Genomic DNA, 13,180 nt, shown 5'->3' with positions numbered 1-13,180 from the left:
GTGTCCGCTCTCCGTGCCCTCGCCCGCCGGCTCGGCCACCGGAAGTGGTTCGCCGCCACGATGCGCCTGCTCGTCCCGGCCGATCGGCTGGTCGGCCGGCTGACGAAGGGACGGGTGGTCGCGCTCGGGCTGGTGCCGTCCCTGGTCATCACCACCACCGGCCGCCGCTCCGGCATGCCGCGCCGCAACCCGCTGCTGTACGTCCCCGACGGCAACGCGTACGTGGTGATCGGGTCGAACTGGGGGCAGCGGCAGCAGCCCGCCTGGTCACTGAACCTGCTCGCCCAACCCGCCGCCGAGATCGACGTCCGAGGCCGCCGGATCCCGGTACGCGCCGAACTGATCGACGGTGACGAGCGGGAACGGCTCTTCACCCGACTGGTCGCCGAGTGGCCCGCGTACCGGACGTACGTGGTCCGGGCCGGCGGCCGCGAAATCCGCGTCTTCCGCCTGCTCCCGGCCGACGGGCCGGGTCCCGCGGCCTGACCCGCACCCTGGCGGCCGGCGACTGCGGCTGGCAGGCCCCTCAGGACTTCGGGACGCGACATGTCCCGGCTCCCGACAGGGATGCCTGGTGAGCGCCTATGGAGCTGATGGCGCAAACGAATCACGGCCAGGACGGACAACTCCCTAGCGGGCAGCGGACCTGTCCCGGCCCCACCGACTCGGGCCACCGTCCGAGCCGGCCTGAATCGTTGACGCCATCAGCTCGATAGCGAGCCACTGGCACAAGCCGCAGCCGGTGCGGATCCGCGACCCCGGGCGACCCGGGAGATCACGCTCGATCCTGGATGTAGTGGCCTTGATGCGACGGCGAGGCCACTACATCCAGGATGTAGCACGATGTTGGGGGGCGACGCGGGCGCGGCAGGTCAGCCGGCGGAGACGCCGATGAGGGTGCCGACGAAGTACGTGGCGATGGCGGCCAGGCCACCGAGCAGGAGCTGCCGTAGGCCGCTGGACCACCAGGGGCGGTAGGTGAACCGGGCCACGATCGCGCCGGCCACGAAGAGGCCCACCCCGCCGACGCCGAGCGCCAGCCAGAGGCTGGTGAAGCCGAGCAGGTAGGTCAGCAGCGGCACCAGCGCGCCGACCGAGAAGCAGACGAACGACGAGATCGCCGCCGCCCACGGGCTGGGCTGCTCATCGGGGTCGACACCCAGCTCCTCGCGGACGTGCATCCGCAGCGCCTCTTCCGGGTTGTGCCGGACCGCGTCGGCAACCTGCACGGCCAGGTCGCGGGGCAGGCCGCGGGCGACCCAGGCCTCGGCCAGCTCGCGGGCTTCCGCCTCGGGGTGCCGTTCCAGCTCGCGCCGCTCCTTGGCCACCTCGGCGGCAATCTGCTCGTTGGCCGACCGGACGCTGGTGTATTCCCCCAGCCCCATCGAGATGGCGCCGGCGACCAGCCCGGCGGCGCCGGTGAGCACGATGCTGCGTGGCGAGACGCCACCGCCGCCGACGCCGGCGATCAGGGCGATGTTGGTGACGAGGCCGTCCATCGCGCCGAACACGGCCGGCCGCAGCCAACCGCCGCTGACGTCCGCGTGGTGATTTTCGCGCAGCGCGGCCGGGATGCCGGTCACGGCAGGGTCAGGATCTCGTAGCCGTCGTCGGTCACGACGATGGTGTGCTCGAACTGGGCCGTCCACTTACGGTCCTTGGTCACCACCGTCCAGCCGTCGTCCCACATGTCGTACTGGTAGGTGCCGAGGGTGATCATCGGCTCGATGGTGAAGGTCATGCCCGGCTCCATCACGTCCGTGGGGCGCGGGCTGTCGTAGTGCGGCACGTAGAGGCCGCTGTGGAAGGACTCGCCGATGCCGTGGCCGGTGAAGTCGCGGACCACCCCGTAGCCGAACCGCTTGGCGTACGACTCGATGACCCGACCGATCACATTGATCTGCCGTCCGGGGGCGACCGCCTTGATGCCGCGCATCATCGCCGTGTGGGTCCGCTCGACGAGCAGGCGGGCCTCCTCGCTCACCTCGCCCACACAGAAGGTGGCGTCGGTGTCACCGTGCACCCCACCGATGTACGCGGTGACGTCGACGTTGATGATGTCGCCGTCCTGGAGCACTGTCGTGTCCGGGATGCCGTGGCAGATCACCTCGTTGAGGCTGGTGCAGCAGGACTTCGGGAAGCCCTTGTAGCCCAGCGTCGACGGGTAGGCGCCGTGGTCGCAGAGGAACTCGTGGACCACCTTGTCGATCTCGTCGGTGGTCACCCCCGGCTTGCAGTGCTCCCCCGCGAGTTGGGTGGCCTGCGCGGCGAGCCGGCTGGCGATCCGCATCTTCTCGATGGTCTCCGGGGTCTGCACGTGCCCACCGCGCCACTCCTGGGGACGCTTCTTGCCCACGTACTCGGGGCGCGGGATGTGGGCGGGCACCGCCCGCCACGGGGAGAGCGTGCCTGGGGTCAGCGGCGCACGGACGGTCATGACCCACAGCCTATCGCCGGCACGACGGTGACCCTCGCCACAGGCCCGCGACTCGGAGGTTTCGGCCCGCCTTCTTCGGGAAGGCCAGCACTTTCGGGTGGTCCAGTAACGAGGGGGTAGTTGTGACGTTGGCCAACCCGGCACCCGACTATTTCAAACCCAAGGACGGGATGTTCCTCGCCACCTTGTTGATTGTTCGCGATATCGATCGGTCGCGCGAATACTACGAACGAGTATTCGGAGCTACCTGTGTACACGAAAGCAACCCGTTGATCATGAAGTTCTTCAACAGCTACATCATAATCAACGTCGAGGGCGGCCCAACCGATGACAAGCCGACGGTGCAGGCCGTAGCACCAACGGATCCCAATTCTCTGAGCTGCGCGATGAACGTTCGGGTTACCGACATCCGGAAGCTCTACAAGGAGTGGAAGGCTCGCGGTGCGGACTTCCTCACCGAGCCGAAGGACCACGGCACGGAGATCCGGTGCTATCTGCGCGACCCCGACGGATATCTGGTTGAAATCGGGCAGGGACTCTGACCGGACACCGCGCCGCGCTCAACCTGGCTCAGGCAACGCAGAATTCGTTGCCCTCCGGATCGGTGAGGACAGACCACTCTCCCCCGGGCTCCTTGACGTGACGGACGAGCGTCGCACCATGCCCCTGCAACCGGGCCACCGTCGCGTCCCGCTTACCATGATGAGCATGGATGTCGAGGTGAAGCCGATTCTTCACCGCCTTCGGCTCTGGGACGCGGTTGAACAGCAGCCGCCGGCCCAGGCCCGTACCGCTGACCGGGTCAAACGGGTCCTCGGGATGCCGGACGGCGGCGGCGTCCCGCCAGAACAGCCGCCCCTGAAACTCGACACACTGCCCCTTGTCGACCGCACCGGCGGCCAGCAGTTTCTCGATCAAGGGGCTGTTGTCCTCGATCAGGTAACCCAACGCCTCCGCCCAGAACACGGCCTGACGGTGCGGGTCACCCGCGTCGAAGATCAGTTTCCACCCGAGTGCCATCTGAACCCCTCTCCCAGAGCTGCCCCAGCTTCCCGGAGATAGCGGACAGGATCGTTCCTAGATTCATGGAACGATGGGCGCGTGACCGTCGAGGCAACGACCGAGCGGGTGCTGCGGTTGCTGGCGCTGCTGCAACGACGGCCGTCCTGGACCGCCGCCGAGCTCGCCGCCGAGCTGCGGGTCACCGACCGATCGGTACGCCGCGACGTCGAGCGGCTACGCGCCCTCGGCTACCCCGTACACGCCACGCCCGGCGTCGGCGGCGGCTACCAACTCGGCGCGGGCACCCGGCTGCCGCCGCTGCTCCTTGACGACGAGGAGGCGATCGCCACCGCCGTATCCCTGCGGCTGGCGGCAGGCGGCACGGTCGCCGGCGCGAGCGAGGCGGCACTGCGGGCGCTCGCGAAGCTCGACCAGGTGATGCCGCCCCGGCTGCATACCGAGGTACGGGCGGTGCACGCCGCCACCGACACCCTGGTCGGCCCCGGCGTCGAGATCGACGCCGAGCTGCTGGTGACGCTCGCCCGGGCCTGCCGCGACACCGTACGGATCCGGTTCCGGTACGCCGGCCGCGACGGCGGGGAGCGCGAGCGCACGGTCGAGCCGGTACGGATGGTCACCACCGGCCGCCGCTGGTACCTGATGGCCTGGGACGTCGACCGGGACGGCTGGCGCACGTTCCGACTGGACCGGATGCGCGAGGTGGTGGCGACGACCTGGCGCTTCCGGGCGAGGGAGCATCCGGACCCGGTCGCCTACGTGCAACGGTCCGTGACCGAGGCGCCGTACCGGTATCTCGCCCGGGTCCGGGTGCAGGCCCGGCCCGACCGGGTACGCGAACTGGTGCCACCCCAGGTGGCGCGGGTCGAGGACGACCGCGACGGGTGGTGCGTACTCGTCGTTGGCGGGGATGACCTGGACTGGCTCGCCGTACACGTGGCCCGGTTGGGTTTCGAGGCGGAGGTGCTGGAGCCCCCGGAGCTGCGGGAGGCCGCCGCCCGGCTCGCCCGCCGCGTCGCGGCGATGGCCGGGACCCTGGCCTGCGGCAGCTGACCTGGGCGTGTCGTGGGCGAGGAGGCATTGCGCCCGATCACCGCAAACCTCCCATCGGACTGGTCGGCTGGCCGGCGGCGCGGACCAGCGCGGTGACCGGGCGGGGATCGATGTCGTTCTCCGGATGCCACTGTACCCCGAGCAGGAAGCGCCGCTTGCGGTCCTCGACCGCCTCCACCACCCCGTCGTCGGCCCAGCCGGTTGCGGTCAGGCTACCCGGGTCGGCCACCGCCTGGTGGTGGTAGGAGTTGACCCGGTCAACCCCGGCCATCGTCGTCCCCGCCAGGCTGCCGGGGGCGAACCGGACCGGGTGCGCGCCGTAGACGCCGGGGGCCGGGCGGTGGCCGTCGTGGCCGACCAGGTCCGGCACGTGCTGGTGCAGCGCGCCGCCGTGGGCGACCGCGAGCAGCTGCATGCCCCGGCACACCCCGAGGACCGGCAGGTCGGCGGCGAGCGCGGCGTTCAGCAGCGCGAGCTCGCCGGCGTCCCGGTCCGGCCGGCTCTCGGTACGGGGGTCCGGCGGCCGGCCGTACCGCTCCGGGCCGACGTCCGCGCCGCCGGCCAGCAGCAGCCCGTCGAGGACCCGCAGCACGTCCGCGTCGGTGTCGTCCGGGGGCAGCACCACGGCCCGGCCGCCGGCGGCGGTCACCGCCCGGACGTACGCCTGCGGCACCAGCACCGCCGGGACGTCGCGCCACACCGCCCAGCCGGCTGGCTCGGCGTACGCGGTGATCCCGATCAGCGGTCGCCTCATAGCGGTGTCACGTAGGCGCCGGTGATCCCGCCGTCCACCACGAACTGCGCGGCGGTCATGAACGACGCGTCGTCGCTGGCCAGGAAGGCAACCGCGGCGGCGATCTCCTCGGGGTTGCCGAACCGGCCCATCGGCACGTGTACGAGCCGGCGGGCGGCCCGCTCCGGGTCCTTGGCGAACAGCTCCAGCAGCAGCGGGGTGGCGACCGGGCCGGGGCAGAGCGCGTTGACCCGGATGCCCTCCCGGGCGAACTGCACGCCCAACTCCCGGGTCATCGCCAGCACCCCGCCCTTGCTCGCCGTGTACGCGATCTGCGACGTCGCCGCCCCCATCAGCGCGACGAACGAGGCGGTGTTGATGATCGAGCCCTTACCCTGGCGGCGCATGTGCGGGATGGCGTACTTGCAGCACAGGTAGACGCTGGTGGTATTGACCCGCAGCACCCGTTCCCAGGCGTCCAGGCCGGTCTCCAGGATGGAGTCGTCGTCCGGCGGGGAGATGCCGGCGTTGTTGAACGCGACGTCGACCCGGCCGTGCCGCTCGGCCACCCCGTCGAAGAGGTCCCGGACCGACCCCTCGTCGGCCACGTCGCACGCCACGAACTCGCCGCCCACCTCGTCTGCGGCCCGCTTGCCCGCCTCGGCGTCGATGTCGACGCAGACCACCCGCGCCCCCTCGGCGGCGAACCGCCGTGCGGTGGCCAGCCCGATCCCGCTGCCCGCCCCGGTCACCACGGCGACCCGGTCCGTCAGTCGACCCTGCATGTCACTCCTCCGTGCTGATGAACACGTTCTTGACGTCGGTGAAGGCGTGCAGCGCATCCGGACCGAGCTCCCGGCCCAGGCCGGAACGCTTCATCCCGCCGAACGGGGTCCAGTAGCGCACCGAGGAGTGCGAGTTGACGCTGAGGTTGCCGGACTCCACCGCCCGGGCCACCCGGATCGCCCGGCCCACGTCCCGGGTCCAGATGGAGCCGGAGAGTCCGTACTCGGTGTCGTTGGCCAGTCGGATCGCGTCGGCCTCGTCGTCGAAGGGGAGCACCGACACCACCGGGCCGAAGATCTCCTCGCGCCAGTGCCGGTCGGCCGGGGAGTCGGCGAGCAGCACCGTCGGGGCGTACCAGAAGCCGGGACCGTCGGGGCGGGAGCCGGTGAAGGCCACCTTCGCCCCGTCGACGTACCCGGCGACCCGGTCGCGGTGGCCGGCGGAGATCAGCGGGCCCATCTCCGCGGTCTCGGCCGCCGGATCCTCGACCCGGAACGCACGCACGGCCGGTTCGAGCAGTTCCAGGAAGCGGTCGTACACCGGGCGCTGGACCAGGATCCGGGAGCGGGCGCAGCAGTCCTGGCCGGCGTTGTCGAAGACCGCGTACGGCGCGGTGGCCGCCGCCTTCTCCAGGTCGGCGTCGGCGAAGACCAGGTTGGCGGACTTCCCGCCCAGTTCCAAGGTCACCCGCTTCACCTGGGCGGCGCAGCCGGCCATGATCCGGGTGCCGACCTCAGTGGAGCCGGTGAAGCAGACCTTGCGGACCGCCGGGTGGGTGACGAACCGCTCCCCCACCACGCTTCCCTTGCCGGGCAGCACGGTGAACACGCCCTCCGGCAGCCCGGCGTCGAGGGCCAACTCGGCCAGGCGCAGCGCGGTGAGTGGGGTCAGCTCGGCCGGCTTGAGCACGACCGTGTTGCCGGCCGCGAGGGCGGGGGCGAAACCCCAGCCGGCGATGGGCATCGGGAAGTTCCACGGCACGATCACGCCGACCACGCCGAGCGGCTCGTGGAAGGTGACGTCGAGCCCGCCGGGCACCGGGATCTGCCGCCCGGTCAGCCGTTCCGGCGCGCCCGCGTAGTAGTCGAGCACGTCCCGGACGTTGCCCGCCTCCCAGCGGGCGTTGCCGATGGTGTGCCCGACGTTCCGCACCTCCAGCAGCGCCAACTCCTCAAGATGCGCGTCGACCACCTGGGCGAACCGCCGCAACACCCGCCCCCGCTCCCCCGGCGCCACCTCCCGCCACGCCTCATACGCCCGGGCCGCCCTCCCAATAGCCGCATCCGTCTCCCCCAGCGAGGTGCCGGGAACCGCCCCGACCACCTCCCCAGTAGCCGGATTCCGCACCTCGGTCACGTGGCCTCCTTCTGAACGGCACGGCGGATCAGAGGCGTTCGAAGCCACGGGACAGTTCCCAGTCGGTTACGGCGGAGTCGAAGGCAGTGAGCTCGACGCGGGCCAGGTTGGCGTAGTGGGCGACCACCTCGGGGCCGAAGGCGTCCTGAGCCAGCTCGGAGGACTCCCAGAGGGCTAGGGCATCGCGGAGGGTGCCGGGCACCCGCTCGGCGGTCGCTTCGTTGTACGCGTTGCCGGTGCACTCCTGCTCCAGCGCCAGTTCCCGCTCGATGCCGTGCACCGCCCCGGCCACCAGCGCGGCGATCGCGAGGTACGGGTTGACATCGGCGCCAGGCGTCCGGTTCTCCACCCGCAGGCCCGGGCCGTGCCCGACCAGCCGCAGCGCGCAGGTGCGGTTGTCGACGCCCCAGCGCAGGGCGGTCGGCGCGAACGAGCCCGGCTGGTAACGCTTGTAGGAGTTGACGTTGGGGGCGGAGAATAGGCTGAACTCGCGCAGGGTGGCGAGCAGCCCGGCCAGCACCCGCTGCCCGGTCACGCTCAGGTGCGCCGGTCCGTCGCCGGGCAGCACCGGGCGGCCGTCGGCGTCGCGCAGCGAGAAGTGAATGTGGCAGGAGTTGCCCTCGCGGGCGTTCGGCTTGGCCATGAAGGTGATCGACATGCCCTCCTGGGCGGCGATCTCCTTCGCCCCGTTCTTGTAGACGACGTGGTTATCGGCGCAAGCAAGGGCTTCGTCGTAGCGGAAGGCGATCTCGTGCTGGCCGAGGTTGCACTCACCCTTGGCGCTCTCCGGGGTCAGTCCCGCCCCGGCCATCTCGGTGCGGATCCGGCGCAGCAGCGGCTCCACCCGGGCGGTGCCGAGCAGCGAATAGTCCACGTTGTACTGGTTGGCCGGGGTCAGGTCGCGGTAGCCGCGCCGCCACGCCTCCTCGTACGAGTCGCGGAACAGCACGAACTCCAGCTCGGTCCCGGCGTACGCGGTCAGCCCATGCCCGGCCAGCCGGTCGAGCTGCCGGCGCAGGATCTGCCGGGGCGAGGCGACCACCGGGCCGGAGCCGTCCAGCCACTCCAGGTCGGCCAGGAGCAGCGCGCTGCCCGGTTGCCACGGCATCCGGCGCAGGGTGCCCAGGTCGGGCTTGAACGCGAAGTCGCCGTAGCCGCGCGCCCAGCTGGACATCGCGTACCCGTCGACGGTGTTCATCTCGACGTCGCAGGCGAGCAGGTAGTTGCAGCCCTCGCTGCCGTGCGCGACCACCTGGTCGAGGAAGTAGGGCGCGTGGAACCGTTTGCCCTGGAGCCGCCCCTGCATGTCGGTCAGGGCCAGCACCACCGTGTCGATCTCGCCGTCGGCGACCGCGGCGCGGAGTTGTTTCAGCGGGAGCGGGGCTTTCCTCATCGGTACGCCTCCATGGGAAAGGTCTACTACCGAACCTTTGGATCCGTCAATGGGCGGTGGCCCCGTCTCAGCCGAGCAGACCGCGCAGCAGCTCCGCCGTGGCGTCGCAGTGCTCCTCCATCACCAGCCGGGCGCCGTTCGGATCGCCGGCCAGGATCGCGTCGACGATCCGGGTGTGCTGGGCGTCGGAGTGATCGAGGTTTCGGGTGATCACCGGGATCGCGGCGAGGAGCCGGTCGAGGGTCAACTGCACGTCGGCGACAGCTGCGGCCAATGACCGGCAGCCGCTGGCCGCGGCGATCGCCAGGTGCAGCCGGGAGTCCGCGACCCGACGGTTGGCCGGATCGCGGTCGCGGGAGGCGGCCAGGGCGGCCACCAGCGCCTGCCGCTCGACTGCCGGCAGGCTGCGGTTGGCGGCCAGCCCGGCCGCACCCGACTCGAGTACCCGCCGGAAGTCGAGCGCGTCGGGCAGCCGCTCGCCCATCTCGCGGGCCAACTCACCGGCGTCCGGGCCCCCGCCTGCGACGGGGGCGGGCAGCGCCGAGCGGACGAAGGTCCCGCCGGTGCGTCCGCGCCGGGATTCCAGGTAGCCGGCGTCGCGCAGCGCCGCTATCGCCTCCCGGAGGGTCACCCGGCTGACCTGCAGCCGCTCGGCCAGCTCCCGCTCCGCGGGCAGCCGCTCGCCGACCCGGACCAGACCCAGCTTGATCGCTTGGACAAGCCGGGCGACGGTGATCTCGAAGGCGTTACCGCCGCGCACCGGGCGCCACACCGGGAAGGCCGGTACGGCGTCCGGCATCGATGCCCCGGAACCGCTCGGCCCTCCGGCGGCGACGCCCCGCTCGGCAGTCCCGGCATCGTTCGGCATCGGCCGTCCCTTCCCCACCGTCCGTCCGGGTGGCGGGCGCCCACTGGAGCACCCGCCACCGGGGGCAACCTACTCGGTCGGTTCGGTGACGGGCTCGACGCCCGTCGCCGGCTTGGGGATCGCCGGATCCGGCACGTTGTGGCGTGGGCCGGTGAACCAGCGTCGGGCGCTGAGCACCCACCAGAGCCAGGCGCCGCCGAGCACGACGCCGACCGCGACGATCGTGTAGTTGAACGTGCTGGCGGTGATGGGGCTGCTGGTCGGCAACACGAACAGGACGCAGATGACCGCGACCCAGACGACGGCGATCCACCCGACCGGCGCACTCCACCGACCGAGGTTCCACGGGCCGACCCGGAAGTCCGGCGTACGTCGACGCAGGAAGACCGGGGCCACGTACGCGATGTAGAGGCCGATCACCGCGATGGACGTGGCTGCCAGATAGGCGGTGGTGTTCCAGAGCGACGGCAGGACGAGCAGGGTCGAGCAGGTGACGCAGAGCCAGATCGAGTTGGTCGGGGTGCCCGTACGCTGGTTGACCCGCTTCCAGAACGCGGAACCGGGTAGCGCGCCGTCCCGGCTGAACGCGTAGGCCATCCGGGAGTTCGCGGTGACCGAGGCCATGCCGCAGAAGAACTGGGCGACCACGCAGATGAAGAGCAGGAACGTGCCGAGGTCGTGCCCCGCCGCGTCGATGAAAATCTGCGCCGGGGGCAGGCCCAGCGCGGTCGTCCGTTCGGCCTCGTAGTCCTGGATGGACCAGGTGATGGCGAAGAGGAGCGCGAAGCCGGCGATGACCGAGACCACGACCGACATCACAATGCCGCGGGGCGCGGAGCGGGCCGCGTCGTGCGTCTCCTCCGCCACGTGGGCGCTGGCGTCGTAGCCGGTGTAGGTGTATTGCGCCATCAGCAGACCAATGAGCACCGCGTAACCGGCCGCGCCGGTGAAGGTGAAGCCGGTCTCGTTGCGTACCTCCAGAAAGACCTCGGAGAGAGGCTTGTGGTGGTCCGGCACGAACGCGAGGGCGCTGACGATGACCGCGACGCCAACGAGGTGCCACCAGGCACTGATGTCGGAGAGCAGCCGTACGAGGTTGACGCCGAAGGTGTTGAGCAGGCCGTGCGCGGCGATGATCACCAGGAAGATCAGGAAAGTGCGTCCCGCGGTCACCTCCAGGTCGAAGGCGAGGCTCAGGAAGGCCGAGGTGGTGATCGCCGCACCGAAGTCGATCGCGGCGGTCACGGCCACCTCGCCCAGGAAGTTGAACCATCCGACGAACCACGCCCAGACGGCCTTGTTCTGCTTGGCGAGCGCGGCGGCCCACCAGTAGAGGGCCCCGGCGGTGGGATAGACCGAGCAGATCTCAGCCATGGCCAGCGCCACGAAGATCACCATGCCGCCTACGAAGAGCCAGCCCAGGGTGATCGCCAGCGGGCCACCCGCCGTCATGGCGATGCCGTACGACGTGATCGCGCCGGCCAGGATGGAGATGATGGAGAACGAGACCGCGAAGTTGGAGAAGCCGGACAGCCTGCGACGCAGCTCCTGCTTGTATCCCAGCTGCGCGAGCCGTTCCTCGTCCGAGATCGGGGAAGGTGGGGGTGCTCCGTCCGCAATCGTTGAGCTCATCGTCGTCTCCCTTGGAGGGGTAAAGCTGTGACCTACGTCACCGCTTGACGGGATGATGGGCCCGCGCCCCGAACCAGGTCAATGGAGAGCGACCGAAAATTCAACCATTAGCAGACCATTAACCGCGCGCCCGCGCCCAGGCGATGAAACGGTGGTGCAGGTCCGGGGCATGGGTCGGGTTCAGCGGGGCAAGCTGTTCCCGCGCCTCGGCCATCAGCCCACCGAGGTAGAGCAACAGTGCGGTCCGGTTCCCCCGATACTCGACGAGCAGCGCCAACCGAGCCGGCTGGCACGGCCACTCCGCGCCGCAGTTCCGGCACCGCCAGAGCGGGCGCATCGGGACGTGCGGGATCACCCGGCGGCCCATCAGCGCATCCGGATGGCGATGGCGCGGGCTTCCTCGCCGGTCACCAGCGGCCCCCGTTCGCCCGCCACTCCTGCGCTGGCGTCGACCAGCCCGGGCGGCCGGGCTGGAGCGTGGGGACCACCCGGGTCGGCTCTCGCATCCACGCGGGCAGATTGTTGCCCGGCTCGCGCTTCGGCAGCGTCGGCAGTTCCCTGGTACGGCACCGGAACCAACGGATACCCACATCGCCGGCGAGACCGCCGAGAGCCTGGCAGCTCAGACGGGCGTAGACCCGAAGACGGCAGCGCGTTGGATCTCGCCGGGACGCGTACCGCAACCTCGCCGACGCGCGCAGGTGGCCACGATCCTTGGCCGGGACGTTGGGGACCTATGGCCCGATGTCCTGAAGCGACGCGAGCCGCAGTGGCTTCGCGAGTGGGTCGACTGGGAACGCGAGGCGGTCACCCTGCGCTGGTTTGAACACACGTGGATACCCGGCCTCCTCCAGACCGAGGAATACGCACGGGCGACGCTCGCGGGCGAGCCCCTGACGTCCGGCGAGGTCGACGAACTCGTCGCGTCGCGGCTGGATCGGCAGACCATCCTGCGACGCGACCGTCCCCCGTTGCTCAGCGCCGTGGTCTTCGAGGGGGTGCTCTACCAGTCGGCGTACGGTGACCGCGACCTGATGCGCAAGCAGGTCGAACACTTGGCCACCTGCGCGGCGTTGCCCTCAATGCAGGTGCATGTGGTGCCGAAGGATGTCGGCATGTATCCGGGCCTCGGCGGAGGCTTCATCATCGCCGAGTTGCCCACCGGGGAGCACGTCGCCCACGCCGACAGTCAAGCGCGAGCGCACATCGAAAATGATGCTGCGCAGGTTGCTACGCTGAGTCGGCGATGGGAGCGCATCAGGGGTGAGGCCCTGTCCGGTGCCCAATCCCTGGACCTGATCAGGAAAGCGGCAGGATCATGGACATGACCGGCGCGCAGTGGCGCAAGAGCACGAAGAGCGGCAACAACGGCGGGTCATGCGTAGAGGTCGCCGACAATCTGCCGGGCGTCGTGCTGGTGCGCGACACCAAGGACCGGGAGGGCGGCATCCTCCACTTCAACCCCTCGTCGTGGCAGGCCTTCGTCGACCTGGCGAAGCAGATCGGTCCCGTGGCCTGACCCGGACAGCACCCCCAGAAGGTCCTCCCGCCCCGCGCTGGAGGACCTTTGACATGGGTAGCGACACCGGCGTGTCGCGGGCGAGGGGACACCCTCCTTGAGACCGATATGCCCCTGAGGCATATTTATGCCTCAGGGGCATATCACTCTCATCCGCTCTTCGAAGGGCGAGCACTACCCTCCGTAGTCATTGAGCCATTTTCATCCTGCGTAGCGGTTCGCTTCGACGTGGTGCAGGACGAGGATGGCCTGCACGATTGCGGTGGCGCGGCGTGGGCAGCAGCGCAACTTGGCCAGGATTTTCCAGGTCTTGAGCGTGGCGATGGCTCGTTCGCCGCAAGCACGGATTCTCGCGTGTGCCCGGTTGACCGTCTTCTGCCGGC

General features: G+C 70.3%; 17 protein-coding genes. 5 read left to right on the top strand and 12 right to left on the bottom strand.

The annotated features are described in order from the left end of the window. Positions 1-486, top strand: coding sequence for a nitroreductase family deazaflavin-dependent oxidoreductase (locus AB0C02_RS10670; RefSeq protein WP_357543408.1), 486 nt, complete (start codon positions 1-3; stop codon positions 484-486). Between the two features lie 386 nt (positions 487-872). Here AB0C02_RS10670 and AB0C02_RS10665 read toward each other — a convergent pair whose 3' ends face one another. Both AB0C02_RS10665 and map read right to left on the bottom strand, forming a co-directional pair. After that, entirely contained in the window at positions 873-1,583 is a 711-nt protein-coding gene (locus AB0C02_RS10665; protein ID WP_357543406.1) for a VIT1/CCC1 transporter family protein, read from the bottom strand. Continuing rightward, positions 1,580-2,437 (bottom strand): type I methionyl aminopeptidase, encoded by an 858-nt coding sequence (map, locus tag AB0C02_RS10660; RefSeq protein ID WP_357543404.1) that lies wholly within the window; start codon positions 2,435-2,437, stop codon positions 1,580-1,582. The genes AB0C02_RS10665 and map overlap by 4 nt, the downstream gene beginning before the upstream one ends. A 122-nt stretch (positions 2,438-2,559) precedes the next feature. Here map and AB0C02_RS10655 point away from each other — a divergent pair, with 122 nt between their 5' ends. Continuing rightward, positions 2,560-2,979: a VOC family protein gene (locus AB0C02_RS10655; RefSeq protein WP_357543402.1), complete on the top strand. Its 420-nt coding sequence runs from the start codon at positions 2,560-2,562 to the stop codon at positions 2,977-2,979. 28 nt (positions 2,980-3,007) lie between these two features. On the opposite strand, the gene AB0C02_RS10650 is transcribed toward AB0C02_RS10655, so the two are convergent. Then, a complete protein-coding gene (locus AB0C02_RS10650) occupies positions 3,008-3,457 on the bottom strand; it encodes a VOC family protein (protein WP_357543400.1) in 450 nt (149 codons plus the stop codon). An 81-nt stretch (positions 3,458-3,538) separates the two neighbouring features. On the opposite strand from AB0C02_RS10650, the gene AB0C02_RS10645 reads away from it, so the two are divergent. After that, a complete protein-coding gene (locus AB0C02_RS10645; protein ID WP_357543398.1) occupies positions 3,539-4,510 on the top strand; it encodes a YafY family protein in 972 nt (323 codons plus the stop codon). Positions 4,511-4,547: 37 nt separating this feature from the next. Here the strand turns inward: AB0C02_RS10645 and AB0C02_RS10640 are convergent, their stop codons facing one another. From AB0C02_RS10640 to AB0C02_RS10605, 8 genes are all read right to left on the bottom strand, one after another. Next, positions 4,548-5,264 carry a gamma-glutamyl-gamma-aminobutyrate hydrolase family protein gene (locus tag AB0C02_RS10640; RefSeq protein ID WP_357543396.1) on the bottom strand — a complete coding sequence of 239 codons (717 nt, stop codon included), beginning with the start codon at positions 5,262-5,264 and terminating at the stop codon, positions 4,548-4,550. After that, on the bottom strand, positions 5,261-6,028 hold the full coding sequence (locus AB0C02_RS10635; RefSeq protein WP_357543394.1) for a 3-oxoacyl-ACP reductase: 768 nt from the start codon (positions 6,026-6,028) through the stop codon (positions 5,261-5,263). The genes AB0C02_RS10640 and AB0C02_RS10635 overlap by 4 nt, the downstream gene beginning before the upstream one ends. A 1-nt stretch (position 6,029) precedes the next feature. Then, positions 6,030-7,385 (bottom strand): aldehyde dehydrogenase family protein, encoded by a 1,356-nt coding sequence (locus AB0C02_RS10630; RefSeq protein ID WP_357543392.1) that lies wholly within the window; start codon positions 7,383-7,385, stop codon positions 6,030-6,032. Between the two features lie 28 nt (positions 7,386-7,413). Then, on the bottom strand, positions 7,414-8,778 hold the full coding sequence (locus AB0C02_RS10625) for a glutamine synthetase family protein (protein ID WP_357543390.1): 1,365 nt from the start codon (positions 8,776-8,778) through the stop codon (positions 7,414-7,416). 67 nt (positions 8,779-8,845) lie between these two features. Continuing rightward, positions 8,846-9,646: an FCD domain-containing protein gene (locus AB0C02_RS10620; RefSeq protein ID WP_357543388.1), complete on the bottom strand. Its 801-nt coding sequence runs from the start codon at positions 9,644-9,646 to the stop codon at positions 8,846-8,848. A gap of 69 nt (positions 9,647-9,715) precedes the next feature. After that, complete coding sequence (locus tag AB0C02_RS10615; protein WP_357543386.1) at positions 9,716-11,278, bottom strand: amino acid permease; 1,563 nt, start codon at positions 11,276-11,278, stop codon at positions 9,716-9,718. A 118-nt stretch (positions 11,279-11,396) separates the two neighbouring features. Continuing rightward, positions 11,397-11,645 (bottom strand): flavin reductase, encoded by a 249-nt coding sequence (locus AB0C02_RS10610; RefSeq protein ID WP_357543384.1) that lies wholly within the window; start codon positions 11,643-11,645, stop codon positions 11,397-11,399. Then, entirely contained in the window at positions 11,645-11,788 is a 144-nt protein-coding gene (locus AB0C02_RS10605) for a hypothetical protein (protein ID WP_357543382.1), read from the bottom strand. Before AB0C02_RS10605 ends, AB0C02_RS10610 begins: the two co-directional genes overlap by 1 nt. A gap of 80 nt (positions 11,789-11,868) precedes the next feature. Here AB0C02_RS10605 and AB0C02_RS10600 point away from each other — a divergent pair, with 80 nt between their 5' ends. Further along, positions 11,869-12,606: a DUF5753 domain-containing protein gene (locus tag AB0C02_RS10600; RefSeq protein WP_357544520.1), complete on the top strand. Its 738-nt coding sequence runs from the start codon at positions 11,869-11,871 to the stop codon at positions 12,604-12,606. Further along, positions 12,603-12,797 (top strand): DUF397 domain-containing protein, encoded by a 195-nt coding sequence (locus AB0C02_RS10595; protein ID WP_357543380.1) that lies wholly within the window; start codon positions 12,603-12,605, stop codon positions 12,795-12,797. Before AB0C02_RS10600 ends, AB0C02_RS10595 begins: the two co-directional genes overlap by 4 nt. Before the next feature lie 201 nt (positions 12,798-12,998). On the opposite strand, the gene AB0C02_RS10590 is transcribed toward AB0C02_RS10595, so the two are convergent. Next, positions 12,999-13,180: transposase family protein (locus AB0C02_RS10590; RefSeq protein WP_357543378.1), on the bottom strand; the 182-nt coding region annotated here is incomplete at its 5' end.

It is taken from the genome of Micromonospora sp. NPDC048999, from assembly GCF_040649295.1.
GTDB lineage: Bacteria > Actinomycetota > Actinomycetes > Mycobacteriales > Micromonosporaceae > Micromonospora.
This window is presented reverse-complemented; position numbering and strand designations above follow the sequence as displayed.